This is a genomic window from Imperialibacter sp., from assembly GCF_040222385.1.
In the GTDB taxonomy this organism is placed as follows: Bacteria; Bacteroidota; Bacteroidia; order Cytophagales; family Cyclobacteriaceae; genus Imperialibacter.
This window is the reverse complement of record NZ_JAVKDF010000053.1, coordinates 82,604-101,746: the sequence shown is the minus strand read 5'-3', so window position 1 is coordinate 101,746 and position 19,143 is coordinate 82,604. Positions and strand designations below refer to the sequence as shown.

Annotated in this window: 15 protein-coding genes; 7 read left to right on the top strand and 8 right to left on the bottom strand. The window is 46.6% G+C overall.

All coding sequences use genetic code 11. The features are described 5' to 3' along the window. Window positions 1-50: 50 nt before the first annotated feature. From RIG68_RS25220 to RIG68_RS25210, 3 genes are all read right to left on the bottom strand, one after another. Window positions 51-3,020: a serine hydrolase domain-containing protein gene (locus RIG68_RS25220; protein WP_350128979.1), complete on the bottom strand. Its 2,970-nt coding sequence runs from the start codon at window positions 3,018-3,020 to the stop codon at window positions 51-53. A gap of 63 nt (window positions 3,021-3,083) precedes the next feature. Next, entirely contained in the window at window positions 3,084-4,151 is a 1,068-nt protein-coding gene (locus RIG68_RS25215) for a mandelate racemase/muconate lactonizing enzyme family protein (protein WP_350128976.1), read from the bottom strand. Beyond that, the gene (locus RIG68_RS25210; RefSeq protein ID WP_350128973.1) at window positions 4,132-5,208 is read right to left on the bottom strand and encodes an N-acetyltransferase DgcN family protein; all 1,077 of its coding nucleotides are present in this window, start codon (window positions 5,206-5,208) and stop codon (window positions 4,132-4,134) included. The genes RIG68_RS25215 and RIG68_RS25210 overlap by 20 nt, the downstream gene beginning before the upstream one ends. Before the next feature lie 230 nt (window positions 5,209-5,438). Between RIG68_RS25210 and RIG68_RS25205 the strand changes: the two genes are divergently transcribed. Then, window positions 5,439-6,800, top strand: coding sequence for a D-alanyl-D-alanine carboxypeptidase (locus RIG68_RS25205; protein ID WP_350128970.1), 1,362 nt, complete (start codon window positions 5,439-5,441; stop codon window positions 6,798-6,800). Window positions 6,801-6,877: 77 nt separating this feature from the next. Here the strand turns inward: RIG68_RS25205 and RIG68_RS25200 are convergent, their stop codons facing one another. The 3 genes from RIG68_RS25200 to RIG68_RS25190 are packed head-to-tail and all read right to left on the bottom strand — an operon-like array spanning window position 6,878 to window position 12,574. Then, window positions 6,878-8,239 (bottom strand): TolC family protein, encoded by a 1,362-nt coding sequence (locus RIG68_RS25200; RefSeq protein WP_350128967.1) that lies wholly within the window; start codon window positions 8,237-8,239, stop codon window positions 6,878-6,880. Window positions 8,240-8,259: 20 nt separating this feature from the next. After that, window positions 8,260-11,433: an efflux RND transporter permease subunit gene (locus RIG68_RS25195; RefSeq protein ID WP_151997001.1), complete on the bottom strand. Its 3,174-nt coding sequence runs from the start codon at window positions 11,431-11,433 to the stop codon at window positions 8,260-8,262. A gap of 10 nt (window positions 11,434-11,443) precedes the next feature. Continuing rightward, a complete protein-coding gene (locus RIG68_RS25190) occupies window positions 11,444-12,574 on the bottom strand; it encodes an efflux RND transporter periplasmic adaptor subunit (RefSeq protein WP_151997002.1) in 1,131 nt (376 codons plus the stop codon). A 399-nt stretch (window positions 12,575-12,973) separates the two neighbouring features. Here RIG68_RS25190 and RIG68_RS25185 point away from each other — a divergent pair, with 399 nt between their 5' ends. Beyond that, window positions 12,974-13,261: a DUF6958 family protein gene (locus RIG68_RS25185; protein ID WP_350069448.1), complete on the top strand. Its 288-nt coding sequence runs from the start codon at window positions 12,974-12,976 to the stop codon at window positions 13,259-13,261. Between the two features lie 2 nt (window positions 13,262-13,263). Here the strand turns inward: RIG68_RS25185 and RIG68_RS25180 are convergent, their stop codons facing one another. Next, on the bottom strand, window positions 13,264-14,541 hold the full coding sequence (locus tag RIG68_RS25180) for an acetyl-CoA hydrolase/transferase family protein (RefSeq protein WP_350128964.1): 1,278 nt from the start codon (window positions 14,539-14,541) through the stop codon (window positions 13,264-13,266). Window positions 14,542-14,681: 140 nt separating this feature from the next. Here RIG68_RS25180 and lhgD point away from each other — a divergent pair, with 140 nt between their 5' ends. From lhgD to RIG68_RS25155, 5 genes are all read left to right on the top strand, one after another. Further along, window positions 14,682-15,878, top strand: a complete 1,197-nt coding sequence (gene lhgD, locus RIG68_RS25175; RefSeq protein ID WP_502880695.1) for an L-2-hydroxyglutarate dehydrogenase — start codon at window positions 14,682-14,684, stop codon at window positions 15,876-15,878. Between the two features lie 71 nt (window positions 15,879-15,949). Further along, window positions 15,950-17,044, top strand: a complete 1,095-nt coding sequence (locus tag RIG68_RS25170; protein ID WP_350128961.1) for a ThiF family adenylyltransferase — start codon at window positions 15,950-15,952, stop codon at window positions 17,042-17,044. A gap of 88 nt (window positions 17,045-17,132) precedes the next feature. Further along, entirely contained in the window at window positions 17,133-17,375 is a 243-nt protein-coding gene (locus tag RIG68_RS25165) for a UPF0175 family protein (protein WP_350128958.1), read from the top strand. Further along, window positions 17,353-17,793: a PIN domain-containing protein gene (locus RIG68_RS25160; RefSeq protein WP_350128955.1), complete on the top strand. Its 441-nt coding sequence runs from the start codon at window positions 17,353-17,355 to the stop codon at window positions 17,791-17,793. Before RIG68_RS25165 ends, RIG68_RS25160 begins: the two co-directional genes overlap by 23 nt. Before the next feature lie 14 nt (window positions 17,794-17,807). Next, a complete protein-coding gene (locus RIG68_RS25155; protein ID WP_350128952.1) occupies window positions 17,808-18,548 on the top strand; it encodes a copper homeostasis protein CutC in 741 nt (246 codons plus the stop codon). A gap of 58 nt (window positions 18,549-18,606) precedes the next feature. Here RIG68_RS25155 and RIG68_RS25150 read toward each other — a convergent pair whose 3' ends face one another. Next, entirely contained in the window at window positions 18,607-19,098 is a 492-nt protein-coding gene (locus tag RIG68_RS25150) for a DinB family protein (protein ID WP_350128950.1), read from the bottom strand. Window positions 19,099-19,143 lie beyond the last annotated feature (45 nt).

Here is a 19,143-nt window from a genome sequence, read left to right as displayed (position 1 = left end):
CGGATTTTTCAACATGTACGACACTTCCTGAACGCTAAAGTCTGTCTGCCCTACCTCACCCCCATCTCCTCATACACTATCGTATGGATCGTTGGTCGCACAGCCAGGTCGTAGATGGCCGTGCTGTTTCTGGTTGGATACACCCGGTTGGACAGGAACACATACATGAAGTCGTATTCCGGATCAAGCCACACGAAAGTACCCGTGTAGCCCGAATGTCCAAAGCTGGACGGAGATGCCTGGCGGGCGACGCTGCTGCTTCTCTTATTGTATTCAATCAACGGCTTGTCGAAGCCTATGGCCCGGCGGTTGCCCTCCTCGCAAAACTGGCAAACAGAAAACTTCTCCAGCGTTTGAGGCGAAATATAGCGCTCCCCGCCGTACGCACCCTCATTCAGGTACATCTGCCACATGGCAGCCAGGTCGTAGGAACGAGCAAAAAGCCCTGCATGCCCAGAAACACCGTCTAGCATAGCAGCACCTTCATCGTGTACAACGCCATGCAGCTGCGTCATACGGAAGTAGTTATCATTCTCAGTCGGAATAATGCGATCCAGGGAATACTTCCTTCCGGCATTGTAGCCGAGCGTTGTCCCTCCTATTCTATCATAAAAATTCGCATTAAGGTATTCCTGAAAGTCAGTGCCAGTCAACGTTTTTACGATATCCGGGTACAGGTAGAAGCTCATGTCGGAATAGACATAGCCGGGCTCAGGGTTGAGTTTCGACTTTTTGATCTTCTTCAGCAGCGTTTTTTTGTAGTCCTTGTACTCGTACAGATTGTCGGTGAGCTTGATCGGGTAGTCAGCCGAAGGTGTCAGCGACAACGTGTGGCGTTTGTAGCTGCTGTCCTTCTTGTAAGCCGACTGATAGAAAGGAATCCATGACTTAAGCCTTGCCTGGTGTGTAAGAATATCAATAAACTCCAGTTTGGCCTTGTTTGACCAGCCAAAGTACGGATAGTAGTCTTTGAGCCTGGCGTTCAGGTCAAACTTGCCATCATCGTGCAACTTCATGATGGCTGCCAGAGCCGCAGTAATCTTCGTGACAGATGCGAGATCGTAGATGTCCGTTTTCTTCACTTCCAGCAGGCTGTCGTAGGTATGAAAACCATAGGTTTTGTGGAAGAACACCTTTCCCTCTTTTGCCAGCATAACCTGTCCACCCGGAAATGCCTTTTTTTCTATGGCCAGCGTCATAGCACTGTCGATGCGGGTTTCAAGGGTTTGGCTATTGATGCCCAGCTCTTCTGGCAACGTAAATTTAAAGCGCACCCCACCCTCTGTCGTCAGTCCGTGACCAGCAGGCCATCGATCGTTGACTGCTACTGGCAAGTGCCCTTTGGCACCTATGCCCCCAAAGATCAGTTGTGCTGCCATGTCTTCGGCCAGGGCATGCTCCTGATATGTTGTAAAAACAGCACCGGCACCTGATACCCAGTCGAGTTTGGAAAGCGTATAAGGGTTTCTCATGGCCGCCACCACCGTTCCTTTGCTTTCCACAAGCGCTCTCACAAACGCCTGCACATCCGCCGACATTCCCTCACGGTTATTGGCCCTCAGTCCGGAGTGTAACCCCACCAGTACCATGTTGTAGCTTTTCAGGCTGTCCCTCACTGCCTCTATCTGCGCTGGGGTTGCCTCATTGGGCAATACGAGATGAGGCATTTCAGTATAATCATTCAGTCGGTGCTGGAAAGGAGACATGGCCTCCACTCCTACGCTAAGGCTTGCCAGCTTCAATGAGTCGAGTCGCTTGAGAGGTAAAAGATCGTTCTTGTTTTCCAATAAAGTAACAGACTCCTCAAACAGCCTTCTGTTAAGCAATTCGTCGCTGGGCCGGTGCAGGTCTTCGAACAGGTGCTCAGTGCTCAAAGGACTCCAGCGAGTCATGCCTGTAACATATTTGCCCATCAAAATCTTTTTCACACTCTCTGCCAAACGTTGCTCTGTGATCTCTTTCTTCGTCACTGCCGCTTTCAGGTACTCAAAAGCAACATCCACATCCTCAGCGAACTCCAGTGCATCGTTGCCCGCCAGAAAAGCCTTTTTCTCAAGCTCGCCAGAGGCATGATACTTCGTCACACCTTTCATATTGAGGGCATCTGTGTAAATGATTCCTTTGTACCCCAACTTGTTTTTCAGCAAGTCCGTCACCACTGGCTTCGATAGCGTAGTCGGCAAATTGGGCGTGTCGTCGAGCGTCGGAATTGACATGTGGGCCACCATAATGCCCGAGACTTTGGCTTCGATCAGCTTTCTGAACGGATAGAGCTCCACGCTGTCAAGCCGCTGCATGTTATGCTTAACAACCGGCAGGTCGTAGTGAGAGTCGGTACCGGTGTCGCCATGCCCGGGAAAGTGCTTTGCCGAGGCCAACACCCCCTGGCTTTCCAGCCCCTTCACATAAGCAAGCCCTCTTTGGGCCACTTCTTCCCTGTTCTCTCCAAAGGAGCGGTAGTTGATCACCGGATTGTTAGGATTGTTGTTCACATCCACCACCGGTGCAAAATTGACATATGTTCCCACTCGTTTCAGCTGTCGTGCAATCGCCTGCCCCATTTGTTCGATCAATGTAACGTCTTCAATGGCACCCAGCGTCATTTGATAGGGAAACGACATCGTGCTGTCGAGCCGCATGCCTATACCCCACTCCGCATCCATAGCTATGGTTAAGGGAAGCCTGGCTTCGTTCTGTAGTTTGTTGATCAGATTGATTTGCCTGACTGGCCCACCCTGAAATACGACCAGGCCACCTATGTGCCGCTCTTTAATCAGCCGGATCAACTCCTGCGTATGGGCATCGTCTCTGTTCGAATATGCTGCTATCATCAGTAGCTGCCCTATTTTCTCATCAAGTGTCAGGGAGGAATAAACCGAATCTACCCATGCCCTGGCTTTCTCTACCTCGTTGAGTTGCTCAAAGGGCCGGGGAATGGCAGTCTGAGCATAAGCCAAAGTGAAATGACAAAGGACAAGAGAAAAGAAAAAAATAGCTCGGAGGTAGATTTTAAACATCATTGATCAGGTTTACTAAAAGTCAAAATTTTACTTAGAAGTCAGCTAGTCGCCAAAAGTTATTAGCTATATCTTCTTGACGCCCAATCCGGGCTGGTCTGTCAAACTCATCATGCCATCCTTGATAACAAAGCCACCCGACACCACGTCTTTGGCGAGATCAAGGCTGCCGTCAAGATCAATATATTTTGTGTGAGGGCAAGAAAAGGCCACATGCAAGCCCGCAGCAATGCTGATAATACTTTCGTCGTTGCAGCCCCACATCAGGTCAATACCAGCCTGCCTGGCTATGGTGGCAATCTCTCTCGCTGGTTGAATGCCCCCGCATTTCATCAGCTTGATATTGTAGATACCGGCCGCCTTGGGATTGTTGGCCAGGCTGAAAGCATCTGCCGGACCCACCAGTGATTCATCGGCAGCTACCAGGTTCTTTACATAATCTGGAAACTTGCGGTACTCAGCAATGGCCGACTGCTTCAGCGGTTGCTCTATCAGCTCAATATCGAGGTCTTTTGTTGCGCTTACAAATTCGATGGTCTCATCAAAATCCCATCCCTGGTTGGCGTCTATCCGGATCATAGCTTTGTTGCCAATGTGTTTGCGCAGGGCAATTGTCCGCTCTATGTCCTCCTCGATAGTCTTTCCCAGCTTGACTTTCAAAATTTTAAAACCGTTTTTGATAAAGTCATCTGCCTCTCTGTGCGTCTCCTCAATATTCATAATACCAATGGTGACCGAAGTAGCCATTGATTTGTGGTGAACACCCAGAAAGTGAACTAATGGCACACCCAGTGATTGTGTGAATAGATCGTGCAGGGCCACATCGAGTGCCACTCTTGACCCCGCACTGGCAGCAAAATGGGAATGTATTCCATTGAGCAGTTCGCAAAAGCACGAAACGTCGAAACCTTTCAGAAAGGAGAGATCACTGGAGGTTAAAGTTTTATAACATTCACTGACATCCTCATTCACCACATACTTACTGGGATTGGCCACGCCCATGCCAACCATACCGTTGTCTGCGAATAGTTCCACAATCACGTTTTCTACCGAATCCACGGTTTTATAAGAAATGGAGTACGGCTTAGCCAGTTCCAGGTTTTCCTTGCGGATATTAATTTCCTTTATTCGCATTCTTTCGTTTGATCAACTCTCTTATTGGTCCTAAAATGTCATCCACTCCTCTTTCCACTGGCAAAGCCACGGGTATACCCAATTTTTGCTCATACTCCTCTTTGTGCCGGAGTGCCTGGTCAATAGTAAGGCCTCTTGTGTTGAGCGTCACACCAATGACTTCCTTGCCATACATTTTTATCAGCGCAATGTCCTCAGTGATTGGGGGTATCTTGGCATCCAGGTACTCGAAGCCGTCGTAGTGAACCCTGGCCGGGGCATGTTGCAAAACCACACCGTCTACATCGCCCGAAAGCAAAAACTCGGAACCGCATGGCCCACTGATATTGCGCAAGGCTGCCTGTCCCTCAATCACCATCAGGTCGGGGTTCAGGTCTCTGTCACAGGTTACGAGAGCATTTTCCAGCTCGCCAGACACATAGTCGTTGTAAGTGGAGTCGAGGATAAACCCGTACTTCCAGCCTTGCATCCACCCCGTTTGTCCGGTGTAAATCATTTCTGAAATCATACCCTCCTTACGGATGGCTTCCACAATGAATTTGGAGGTGGTTCTTTTCCCAAGGCCACAGTCGGTGCCCATTACTGCAATTTTGGCTGACTTTACTTTGTATATGTCACCCGTCCAGAACTTCAGGTATTTCCGTTCCCTTGGCTGCCTGATATCGTGTATTGTTACGCCTTTTTCCTTTGCAAGCGTAGCCAGCCTTTCGTTGTCGTTGAGAAATGAATGCAAGCCACTTACGACATCCATGCCATTTTCCATTGCTGTCACCACATCTTCTTCCATTGATTTGGGCAGCTGACCTCCTTTTGGAGCCACGCCCACAACGCAATTTTCTGCCTTTCCGCCTGCGAGTAAAAAGTCTTTAACGGTCTTATAAATAGGAATTCCTCTTTCCCTGCCGTCCAGCACGGTACCCGCATCCTGGCCGAAAAACACCGGATCGATGACAGCGAGGATATCATATCTTACAGATCCCCTAATAAGCCCATGGGCAGTTTTGGCCGACTTCGTATCGAAGCTGCCATTGGACAATACGATTGATTTTAATTGCATTTTACTATAAATAGAAGATAGGTTTTTGATTGTTCAATGTAATAGGTGTCAATTGTATTTTGTAAGCAGGTAATGACTTCGAAAAATCAGCTAGCGAAGATTCGATATATTGCCAAACTTAGCAAGCACCAATTTTACTAAAATTCCACACTCTTCGTTCATAAATTAGAATTTTTCACTGAAGCATTATTTATTCGGGTCATGGTAAGGATAGCTGCTATAAAAACCATATGAAAAGAAAAAGTACAGAGTCGCCTATATACAAGTCGAAGCCCCTTGACTACCTGTGGTTTACATTAATTGCGATGCTTGTGATAAGCCAGTTTTCCTGCTCGCCACAACTTGTGATCAGCAAAAAAATGGTGCTGAAACAAATGGTTAAGAAGTCGCCAGATTTCGCCGATCATTTCACTGGCTTTGTGCTGTATGACCCTGAAACGAAAACTTATCTGGCCGATCAGAATGGCGACAAGTATTTCACTCCCGCCTCCAACACCAAACTTTTTACCTACTACTCAGGCATCAGATTGCTCGGCGATTCCATCCCAGCCCTCAAGTATGCCGAAGCCAACGACACGCTTTTCTTCACTGGCACCGGCGATCCCACTTTCCTGCACCCCGACTTCGAGTATCAACCGGCGTTTGACTTGCTATCAGACACCAGCAAAGCACTGATTTGGCAGCCCGAGAACTACAAAGATCCTGTTTTTGGGCCCGGGTGGTCGTGGGACGACTACCTGTATTACTATCAGCCTGAAAGAGCCGGCCTTCCTATCTACGGCAACTTCGTGAGGTTTAGCATGCTTCCGGGAGATACGACGCCCAAGGTAAACCCTCCCTTCTTTCAGCAGTTTGTGGAAGCGAGACCTTTCGAAAAGCAAAGAACATTGGTAGAAAGAGACCTTAGCTACAACTCCTACCTGTTTTTTACACCTGAAAAACTGGACACAGTGGAAAGAGACGTGCCTTTCAAATACTCCTTTTCCCTGGGAAGGGAACTGCTGCAAGACACGTTAAAGAAGCCGGTAATTTTTGGCTACAAGCCGGATAGTTTACAATGGAAAACCCTCAAAGGCTATCCCTCGCAAAAAGTATATCAGGCCATGCTTTGGCCAAGCGATAATTTTATTGCAGAACAGATCCTAGTGATGTGCTCTTCCGGGTTTGGGGATACACTTAGCGGCAACAATGCCTTGTGGTTTGTAAAGAACAAATACCTCAGCAATTTGCCGGATGCACCTATCTGGCATGATGGCTCTGGGCTATCGAGATACAATATGTTCACGCCACGAAGCCTGGTGGGCTTGCTGGAGGAAACTTCTACGCTAGTTGAACAAAAGGAGTTATTCAGGACGCTGGCTATTGGTGGCCAGGCTGGCACCATACGCCGCTGGTATGCCGGTGATGCGGAGCCTTACGTTTTCGCTAAAACAGGCACCTTAAGCGGCGTGCACTCACTCAGTGGGTTTATTAAAACCAACTCAGGAAAGGTGCTGATCTTTAGCTTTATGCACAACAACTACCCCGGGTTCACCAACCCTATAAGAGAGCAAATGCAGGAAGTGCTGGAGTTTATAAGGGACAAGTATTGAGGAATTTGAGATTTCTGATTTGAAATTATGCGAACCATTAATTTCAAATCAGAAATCTCAAATCAAAATCTTCGTGGTTATTCAGTCTCGTATTCTTCCAAAATACCACCGGTAAGGCGCATTAGTTCTACTTCCGATTCTACCAGGTTATACTTGGTCTGAAGTTCACTCAGCGCTGACCGCAAATAGTTCAGTTGTAAGTCACGGAAGTCGAAAGAGCTGATCGTTCCATTACGATAACGGTCCTCACCCAGTGTCAAATTAAACTCAGCAGTTTGTCTGTTTTCAATGGCAATCTGGTACAGCCGTGCCCGCAAGCGATAAAACTCCAGTGTATTGATCAGACTGTTTTTCAAGCTTTGCTTCAGTTCGTCGACCCTGATGGCAGCAATTTGCTCATTGACCCTGGCATTCTCAATTTGCCTGCGAATTCTTCCTCCATTGAATATGGTAAAGCTGAGCGTAAAGTTTGCGTTGTAGTTAGTGTTAACTGATTCAATTCCAGCCCTGCCCGGCTCACCGCTTCTAAATGTTGCTTGAGTGGTGTTCTGAACCTGAAAGTTTTTGTTTGCACCCAACGAAAGTGATACTGAAGGGTACATAGCAGCCGTTGCAATCCCGATATCTCTCTTAAAAATTTCCTGATTAATGTACTGATTCTTAAGATTGCTGTTGTTAGCTACCATGCGGGCATACAATTCATCAAGGGTGAATTGTTGAACTTCCACAGTCAAAGAATCGGTCAACTCATAAGTTGTCTCAACATCAATACCTAACAACAAATTAAGATTTCTTTTGGCACTTTGAACATTGAAAAGTTGGGTAACATAGTTAGAGGAGTCTGTTAGATAAGCACTCTTATCCTGAAGAATATCAAAAGTTACTGCACTACCCAACTCTCCCTTAAGCTTACTGTAGTTATACTTATCCTTGGACAACAGAAGACTTCTCTCAAAAATTCTTAACTGTTCCTCTTGTAAACGAACAGTGTAGTAGGCTTCGACCATCCCCTGAATACTTGTTTCTACAACTACGGTTGCATTTCCGACACTTTGTTGTTGCAGCAACTCTAATCTTTCCTTAGTTATCCTAACATTGAAGCCATTAAATAGCCCCCAACTCAGAGCTAGGGATGGTTGTAAGTTTCTGGACTGAAACGCTCCATAGGCAAATGCTGATGGGTTTTCGCCTATTTCGCTCCTTCCGAGTCCCTGTGAAAGATTGAAAGTTAGAGACGGATACAAACCAGCTTGCCCCCATGAGTTGTTACGGGTGGCAATATCAATATTTTGCTTTTCAATCTTTATTGAGAAGTTATTGTCCAGGCCGGTGGCAATCGCCTCCGAAAGCGATAGCTCGGTTATTTTTGGTTCTTCTGTCTGGGCATATGAGTTCAGGATGACCAAGGCCATCCCGAACGTTAAGAGTATTTTCTTCATTACAATTGTTAGATCAATGATTAGTTAAGGGCGTAGCCCTTTTTCATTTCTTTCACCGCCGGCTCTACCTCTTCCTTGTTTGGCTTCTCTCCACCGAATAGCAACCACTTGGAGTACACCCTGATATCGTTCATCACCATGAGAAACACCGGGAAGAAGAAAAGGATAAACAGCGTTCCCAGTGCTACACCATAAGCAATAGAAATGGCCATTGGAATCAGGAACTGGGCCTGGAAGCTTGTCTCAAGAATGATAGGGTAAAGCCCCGCTACGGTTGTTGCCGATGTTAGAACAATAGGTCTGAATCTACTAATTCCAGCATCAATCACTGCATCGTGCATATTCATGCCTTCTTTGAGGTTTCGGTTGAATTGATCCACCATCACCACAGCATCGTTGATAATTACACCCGACAATGCCAGCATGCCATAGGCGCTCAGAATAGAAACCGTTTTGTCTTCAATCCAGTGACCGAATATGGCACAAATGAACCCCAGTGGTATGAGCGAGAAAATCATGAACGGTTGCAGATAAGATCGGGTAGTTAGCATAAGCAACAAAAGAGTGGCTATCAAACACAACCCAAAGATTACCGCTCCCGAATCAAGTTCTCTCGATGCACGACGCTGTTGACCTTCGAAAGAGTATTCCAGTGAAGGATGCCTTGCCATGATGGGTGGCATAATATCAGCTGTAATCTTTTCTATCAGCGGTGGCATCGAGGTGTTGTTATTGGCCAAATCGGCCTCTACTCTCACCTCCCGCTTTCCGTTGAAGCGGTTGATACTCAACACCCCTCTCTCCACTTCATAGGTGGCAAGCTGTGACAGCGGATACTCAGAACCATTAGCAGCTCTGATCTTCATCGATTCAAGCTGACTGACGTTTACCCGATCCTCTTCCGGGTAGCGCACCCATACTCTCACCTCGTCGGTGCCTATAATCAGTCGTTGCACTTCTTCGCCAAAGAAGCCCTGACGTATCTGCTGAGTAATATCCTGATGATTCAAGCCCATGAAATAAGCCAATGGCTTTAGTTCAAGCTTTATTTCCCGCTGACCTATCGCAGAATTGTCGGTAATATCCTTTAGCAGATCAATCCTTCTCAGGCTTTCCTTGAGCTCTGTTTTTGCCTCCTCTATTTCGTCAATATACTTGCCTTTCAGCGCTATGGAAACAGGCTTGCCCCATCGCTGGGCAGCTCCTACTGTAAAGTTCTCAGCCTCCGGGATAGGGCCAATTTTTTTCCTAATTCGGTTAGCAACCTCAAACGCTGAAATGTTTTTACCTTCCAGGTCTTCAAAATTAACCCCTACATATCCCACATGGCTGCCGCTGCTCGTTCTGCTTGCGCCGCTGCCAATTATGATGTCCACTGACGAGAAAAACGGTTCGGTTAAGCCCGCCTCCTTCTTCATTTCTTCATGCACTTCCCATACCTGATCCTGAAATCTTCTCAGGTAGTCTTCGGTAATGTTTTCTCTGGTGCCTGGTTTGAGCATCAAATCCACCTGCAAATCGTCAAAAGGGGTTCTCGGAAAAAACTCGAACCTTATCAAACCGCCTTGTGACATCCCCACTACCATCATCACAAACACCAATGGCCCCATCATTGCAATCCAACGCCATTGAACCAAAAACTTAATGGAATTTCCGTACAGCCTGAAACGAACAAAGTCAATGCCTTTCTCCATTGTTGTCCTGAACCGGTCATACAATGTGTCCGGCTTTCTCTTTGACAAAATGGCTTTGGAGGCCAGGTGAGAAGGCAGGATTAAGAAAGCTTCTACCAGCGAAAAGCCAAGGCAGGCAATTACCACCACCGCCATTTCGTAACTGAACCCACCATTATCCAGGAAAATCAGCGTTACGAAAGCCAACATAGTCGTGGCCACCGAGGTAAACACTGAAGGCATCATTTCCAACGTGCCATCTACCGCCGCCTGTTCGGGCGTCTTTCCTTTTTCAAAATGGGTATATATGTTTTCGGAGATAACAATACCGTCGTCCACGAGTATCCCAACTACCAGAAGCATTCCAAATAGTGACAGCATGTTAATAGTGATGCCGGCAATGCTGCCAACTACAAACATGGCCAGAAAAGAAATCGGGATGCCTGCAGCCACCCAAAACGAAAGTCTCAATGACAGGAATAACCCTAGCGTGATCATCACCAAAACGAGGCCAAGAACAAAGTTGCTCGTCAATAGGTCTATTCGTTGCTCAAGTATTGAGTAGAAATCAAAGTTTGTGAACAAAGTTACACCCTGATTCTGGGCGTTGAAATCTGCCACGTACTTATCCAGATACTCAGAAATAGCGAGAAGATCCTCTTCAGGCAACTTACTTACCGAGATATTGACAGCTCTCACATTATTACTATAATACTTGTTAGGGATGTCAGCAAAACCTAGCGTAACAGTACCGATGTCTTTGAGCAGCACCCGGGTGCCATCGGCATTAGCCTTCAAAACGATATTCCCAATCACTTCCGGGTCATAGTCTTTGGCATTGGCCCGTATCCTTATTTCCTCTTCAGAGGTTTTGATGGTACCGCCCGACACGTCACGGTTGTTTACACGAACCGCATTGGCTACTTGCGTAAACGTGATGCCATAGCGAGAAAGGTTCTCCTCCGGCACCTCAATTGATATTTCCAGGTCAGGAAAACCAGACACTCTTACCTGTGTAATCAGCCCCGACTTAAGAAGGTCGTCCTCAATTTTTTCCGCAATTATTTTAAGTTCCCTTAATGGCACATCGCCTTTGAGGCCCAGGAAAGAGGCCATGCTGGTGGACTGCTGTTTGAAAACCGTGGGCTTTTCAGCACCTACCGGAAAGGAATTGATTCTGTCAACTGCGTTTTTTACTTCGGTGAGAACTTCGTCAAGTTCATAGTTGGTTGATGTTTCAATGGTGATGGACGCCGAGTTCTCGCTCGACACGGATCTCACCTCCACAATACCAACGATTCCCTTGAGGGCCTCCTCTATTTTAATAGTAATACCTTCCTCCATTTCCTCAGGAGCCGCACCAGGATAGGCGACCGACACAGTAATCATGTTCGGCGTTCTCTCAGGGAAAAACGACTTCTTCATGGTCAGGAAGCTGGCCAACCCCAGAAGAAATACTGCAAACAGTATTACATTAGCCCAAATTGGATACCTAATAAAGAATGATAAAATTGCTCTCATATCCTCTGGATTATTTAATGATTTCCACTTTCATTTTCTCAAATGCATTCAGCGGAGCTTCGGTCACTAGCGAATCTCCTTCCTTCAGTCCGGTAATCAGATAAGTATTTTGATTGTTTTTGATCACTGAAACACTTCTGCTACCCAATTGTCCATTGTTATACACAAAGACTTCTCCTTTGTTTCTCACCACCCCTCTTGGTACCTCTATGGCGTTATCAACCATTTTACCCGGAATCACAACCTTCAAATACAGCCCGTCATACAATGCCTGTTTCTGGTTGTTTTCCACCGACACATACACATGGAATGTCTGTGTAGTAGGATCGATATAGTCTGTCATTCTGATCACTCTTCCTGTAAGTGAGTTCGACTCATCTTCACCCTTGATCACCTTCACCCGCTTGCCAAGCTCTACAAACTGAATGTCCTTGGCTTCAATGGGCACTTTAATTTCGAAGGCGTCAGTGCGGAGGATTCGACCGATGTTGGATCCTGGGTTTACATAAGTGCCGGGCTCTATATTAACTACGGAAATACTGCCGTTGTAAGGAGCAATCATATGGTATTTTCTCAGGTTCTCTTCAAGTCCCCGAATAGAATAGAATTCACTCAAAATATTCTTGGTGGCCAAAAAAGTCTTCTCCTTGACGTCTGTTATTTCAGGAAGCTCAGGAAGCGGACTATCTGTTTTTATGTTCGCAAAGTAGGTTTGCCATGCCGGAAAGCTGCTGGCGTAGTCCACTTTAAGGTCAGGCAAAATAGAGGCGATGAGGTTAAGGAAGCTACTTTTTCTCGCCTGGAGATTCAACCTTGTTTCCACGTCATTTACCCTCACAAGCAGTTGACCTTTCTTAAAGTTCTGCCCTTCTTTCAGTGGCACGTCCCCCATTATCAACCTTCCGCCAACTTCGGCCAACAAATCGATGGGCTGCGAAGAACCTACCCTGCCATAGGCTTCGACTTCCGTTTCAACGTTCTGGAAAGCCACTTCTCTCACTTTCACATAGTTGACAACCTCGGGGGCTTCTTTTTCAGGGGGTAGTTCCTTTTTTGCCGCCAGAAAGCTGTAAAGGCCAATGGAGCCAGTCACCATTAACACGACAACCAGAAACGCAATGAGTTTTCTTCTTAAAGACATAGAAATTTATAGGTCAAAATGATTTTACTTACGTATGTGAAGGCCTTCTAATGCCAAACAATGGATTCAATCTTTACAATAGGCTCTATTCTCAAATAAACCCGCTCAGAGTGGGCTTTGTTTTCTGCTGTGGATTAATGAAAGCAATACGCCGGCAGGCTGTAGCGCACTGTCTATCGGACGCAAAAAGCTTGCAAAGGTTGTTCAAAATACGGATAATTTTCCGGGTTTCGGACGATTGGCTAAATTATCGGGAAGTTCTACCAAATTTCATAGAAGAGTGGAAGCTGCCAGCGGAACTACCGGCTAATTGGTAACTACAACTGTTGATATAACCTCTGCAAATAACTAAATTGAACGAGGCTCAAAGGCATCGACCCACTGTCAAACTTTCGAATAATGGATGACCAAGAGAAAATTCTGACGCTTCACCCCCAGGGTAAAAAGGGTGTCAATATTATGAAACATAAATATGACGTGATTTATGCTTTCATAGCAAAGAAGTTGAAAGACGGAAAACCCAGGACGTTCGAAAGTCTTTCAGATCAGGCAGTGAAGGAGTTAACAGACTCATTCGATGGAAAAGTGTTGTGGTATTTCGTTACCGTTAAGCTGGATATGGAGGCCAGAGGAATTATTGAACGAGTTCCCAAGACCAGCCCCCATCAGATTCAGCTAAAAAGCTAACATCATATCTTCCCAAACCTTTCAAATGCCTTCCGCTCCAATGCCTCCCTGTGATCGGGATGGGCTATATCGATCAGTAAACGAGCCCTTTGATGCAGTGTTTTTCCGTACAGGTAGGCCACTCCCCATTCGGTAACTATATAATGAACATGGGCTCTGGTCGTTACCACCCCGGCTCCTTCTTTCAGAAATGGTACAATCTTACTTTCACCTCTCCCGGTCACCGATGGCAACGCTATTATTGGCTTTCCTCCTTTTGAATAGGATGCTCCCCTGATAAAATCCATTTGCCCACCTACCCCGGAGTAATGTAGGGTGCCAATGGAGTCGGCGCAAACCTGGCCTGTGATGTCAATCTCAATGGCCGAGTTGATTGATGTTACCTTGGGGTTGCGACGGATTGTAGCAACATCGTTAACAAAAGCGACATCGTAAAGATTGACCGAGGGGTTGTTGTCGATAAAATCATAGGTAAGCTTGCTGCCCATTACAAAGGTCGACACAATCTTGCCTCTGTTAATGGCCTTCATACTACCGTCGATCACACCCGATTCTACCAGTGGCACCACGCCATCGGAGAACATTTCGGTGTGGATGCCTAAATGTTTGTGGTTTGTAAGCTGCGAAAGTACTGCGTTGGGAATGGCTCCAATGCCCATTTGAAGCGTTGCACCATCTTCTACCATACCTGCGATGTGCTGACCTATCTTTTTCTCCACTTCACTAATAGGAGGCGAAGGCACTTCATGTATTGGCACTTTTCCGTCTACCAAATAGTGAAATTTGCTCACGGGCAGGCAGCTATCTCCAAAAGTGCGTGGCATTAGTGGATTCACCTGCGCAATCACAACTTTGGCCGTTTCGATAGCCGCCAGGGTGGCATCAACAGACACGCCGAGCGAACAATAGCCGTGTTTGTCAGGTGGGGTAACCGAAACAAGCGCCACATCAATCGGGAGAATTTTCTCTCTGAAAAGCCTTGGAATCTCACTTAAAAATATCGGTATGTAGTCGGCCCTGTGCTCCTGCGTAGCTTTGCGCACATTGGCACCCACAAAAAGTGAATGAACATGAAAGTTGCTGGCATATTCAGGTTTTGCATAGTCAGCCGGCCCTTCGGTGTGCAGGTGCATAATTTCCACATTTCTTAGCTCGGGCGCTTTCGCCACCAGGGCGTCTATCAGTATCTTGGGTGCCGCAGCCACACTATGAATAAAAACCCGGTCATTAGACTTTACAACCTTCAGCGCTTCCTCGGCACTCACAACTTTCCTTTCCATGATTGAGATGATTTATGTTGGCACAAAAGTATTACCCACTACAAAACGTCAGGATGATTTCACTCCCAAAGTATACTGATTATTATCATGCAGTTATAATTCACCTTTGAGTCTTATATTCGCAACATCAACTGAAAAGCATGCAATACGATATTACGATCATTGGTGGAGGGATTGTGGGATTGGCCACCGCTTACCAACTAAAAAAGAAACGACCCGGACTTAAGGTTTTGCTCATTGAAAAAGAGCCGAGGCTGGCAGCACATCAAACTGGCAACAACAGCGGCGTCATTCATTCCGGCCTGTACTATAAGCCAGGCAGTCTGAAGGCAACGAACTGTATCAATGGGTATAACATGCTGTTGGATTTTTGCAATAACGAGGGCATCGAATACGATCTATGCGGGAAGATTGTAGTGGCTACTTCAAAAGAAGAATTGCCACTGCTTAACAACCTGTTCGAAAGAGGTATACAAAATGGCCTGATAAAAAATGAGCGGCTTACCGCCGGGCAACTAAAAGAAAAGGAGCCCTATGTAAATGGCATTGAGGGTATTTGGGTACCCTATACTGGCATAATTAGCTACAAAGAAGTATCGGCCAAACTAGCTGAAGTGATAAGAAAGGATGATGGTCAGATTCATATAAGTGAAGCGGTTAGGGAAATCAGAAAGGAAGCCGGGGGCTGCACGGTGGTCACCAATAAGGACACCTACCAAACGAAGCTGGTGGTGAACTGCGCCGGTCTCTATTCCGACAAAATCGCCCGGATGACTGGCCAGGAAGTCAATATCAAGATTGTGCCATTCAGAGGTGAGTACTACAAAATTAAAGAAGAAAGAAAGTACCTGGTGAAGAACCTGATTTACCCGGTGCCGGATCCCAATTTCCCATTCCTGGGTGTACACTTTACCAGAATGGTGGGTGGCGAAGTGGAAGCTGGCCCCAATGCGGTGCTGGCCTTCAGAAGAGAAGGCTACAGCAAGTCGAAAATCAACCTTTTTGAGCTGGCGGAAACACTGGCCTGGCCAGGATTTCAGAAAGTGGCCTGGAAATACTGGAAAACAGGCTTTGGCGAAATGTACAGATCGTTCAGCAAAACTGCGTTCACTACTGCCCTGCAAAAGCTCCTCCCTGACTTGAAAGAGTCGGATCTTGAACCGGGCGGAGCGGGTGTGCGTGCCCAGGCTTGCGACCGCAATGGTGGGCTGCTCGACGACTTCCTGATTCTGGAAAATGACATTGCCGTCAACGTGTGTAACGCACCCAGTCCGGCAGCCACCTCCAGTCTTTCAATAGGAGAAACTGTATCGAATATTGTTCTCAAGAGGTTTTGAGCGCAGCAGTGAAAAGTGCTAGGTTAAGGCATACTCTTTTACTTTTCACTATTAACCGATAACTTTCTTCCATGTCCAGATACGCTCGCCATTTGTCACTGAAAGAAATAGGCCCTGCAGGCCAGCAAAAGATTACTGAAGCCAGGGTGCTGGTAATTGGTGCGGGTGGATTAGGCTGTCCTGTCCTGCAATATCTTGCCGCAGCCGGCGTAGGGCGGATTGGCATTGTTGACAACGACGTCGTTTCCATCAGCAACCTGCAACGACAGGTAGTATTCAGAGAAAGCGACGTGGGCAAAAATAAGGCTGAAGCCGCCAAAAGCCACCTAATGGCGCTCAACTCCACCATCGAACTTGTAGCTTACCAGGAGAAAATCACCTCCGCCAATGCACTGGATATTGTCGCCGGGTTTGATCTGGCCATCGACTGCACCGACAACTTCCCTACCCGCTACCTCATGAACGATGTATGTCTTTTGGCAGACAAGCCTTATATCTATGGAGCGATCCATCGTTTTGAAGGCCAGGTGGCAGTGTTTAACCTCACAAAAGAAAGTGCAAACTACAGAGACCTCTACCCTTCTCCACCCGCACCAGGCTCCGTACCAACCTGTGAAGAAGAGGGAGTGCTTGGTGTTCTGCCAGGGCTTATTGGAACTATGCAGGCCATAGAAGCACTCAAAATCATTACTCAATCAGGCGAAGTGCTGGACAGTGCTCTAGTAATGCTTGGGGCGTGGGACAATACCCGGCAGCGGATGGTAATAAAGCCAAAGGGCACCAGGGTCAAAGTGACTAAGCTTATCGACTACGATGCGTTTTGTGGAATTAAGAACTATCAGGAAAACTTGAAAGAAATAACTGTTCAGGAGCTCGACTCGTGGAAGAAAAACGGCGTCGATTTTCAGCTGATCGATGTTAGAGAGGCGCATGAGTTTGATCTCGTGAATATGGGTGGAGAACTGATGCCCATGAGCGAGCTTCAGGAATACCTGGACTTGATCGATAAAGACCGCCAGGTGGTAGTTCATTGCCACCACGGAGGGCGCAGTGCCTCGGTTATTCAAGCGCTTCAATCACGGTACGGCTTCGACAACCTTTACAACCTCATCGGAGGCATTCATGCCTGGGCTGAAGAGATTGACCCGACCTTGCCTACGTACTAAGTGCGCTTTGCTTTTAACGAAATGGATGAATTGGTCATAATACTTGTTATCTTGCCTAAAGGTAACCAAGTAGCATACTTTGTTTATAATGAAAACTCTGACAATACAACTTCCTGATACTGTTGACGTCGATGACAAGGATGCTAGAATGTATCTTGCGGCACGGCTGTATGAAAAAGGAAAGTTGACTCTCGGCCAAGCCGCCGATATTGTGGGCTATTCCAAAGAAACCTTCATGGAACTACTTGGAGAGTATGGGGTCTCATTTTTCAATTACCCATCAGAAGAACTTGAAGATGACTTGAAAAATGCAGAAGGTCACAGTAGTTGATACAAGTTGTCTTATCCTGCTTACAAAAATTGAACAACTAGGCCTTCTCTACAAGTTGTTTGGAACAATCACCATCACTCGCACAATAGCCGAAGAATATGGTCATCCTTTGCCTAAGTGGGTACAAATAATCAACCCAAAAGAAGATTCTCTAAAGATATTTAAAGCATTCCTTGACGCAGGTGAAGCATCAGCGATTGCCCTTATCATGGAAACTCCCTCTTCTCTGCTTATTATCGACGAACTCAAAGGCAGAAAAGTAGCGAAAGAAATAGGAATCATGTTTACAGGGACTCTTGGCGTGCTGAAACTGGCCAGTAGAAAAGGGTTAATTCCAAACATGCCTGAAGTCGTCGAAAAAATCAAAAAAACCGATTTCAGAGTATCTGACGACCTATTAAAATCACTACAAAGCTAAATACTATTTTCAACATGCACATCGAAGTAGTCTGCTACAACATCACCTCAGTGCTCAATGCCATCGAAGGTGGTGCCAATCGCATCGAACTCTGTGACAGTCCTGGCGATGGAGGCACCACACCCTCGGCTGGGATGATCTTGGCCACTAAAGAAAAGGCGAGAATACCTATGTTCGTCATGATCAGGCCCAGAGGTGGCGACTTTCTCTACGCTGACGAGGAGTTTGAGGTCATGAAAAAAGACATTGAATCGGCAAAAAAGTTGGGGGCAGATGGCGTGGTTTTTGGCATACTCAAGGCCAATGGCGAAATGGATACCGAAAGAAACAAAGAGCTTATTCATCTGGCCAGGCCTCTAAAAGTTACATGCCATCGGGCGTTCGACATGACCAATGACCCCTATAAAGCGCTCGAAGCTTGCATTGAAGCTGGCTTTGACAGAATACTCACCTCCGGGCAGCAGGCTAATGTTTACGACGGCAGGCTATTGCTAGCGGAGCTGGTAAAAAAAGCCGGTGACCGAATCATCATCATGCCTGGCGCTGGTATCAGCGAAGAAAATGTGGCTGATCTGGTGAAAACAACCGGTGCGAAAGAAATCCATATTTCAGGGAGGAGTTTTGTGGACAGCCCCATGGCATTCAGAAACCCCGCCGTGTCTATGGGAGACGATCCGAGAGAGTATCAGAAGCTGGTGGTAAGTGCGGAAAGAGTGAAAAAAATCCGTCTGTCAGCAGAAAGTGCCAAAAAATAGTAAAAGGCTGTCTCAAAAGCCCTGATTGGTTTGTTGAGACAGCCGCACTATGGTTGTTTTACCTCTCCCAAAAGAACGGCGGCTGAATACCCAGCGACCTAAGATACACATAGCCCTGTCCCCTGTGGTGAATTTCGTTGTCGATGAAATAGAAAAGGTTGGACACCACTGTTCCCTCATACTGCCCAAAAAGCTTGATTTGCTCCTGGAACCTTTCTGCTGAAATCTGCTTCCAGTAGGAGTTAATTTGCTCTGTAGACTCATCCCATGCCTTCAGTACATTTTCTTTTTTCCCTTCAAACTCCAGCTCTTCATTAAAGGGCGTTGTTTTGCCGGCAACAATTTCCTTCAGACCTGGCACCGCAATGGCAAGCATCTCACTGACGAGTTTCGAAAAAGGCCTCATGCCACCAATGGAATACTCAAAAAACTCCTTTTCCGGGAATGCTTCAATCACCCTGCGGGTTAAGCTTCTATGCCCTTGCCAGTGCTGGAGCAATTGTGCTGGAGACATAACAGTGGCTTCAATTTGTGTGGTCATCTGATTCATAGCGTTTATTTTTTGCTTTAAAATTTCTTTGATGAAAGCAAGCTA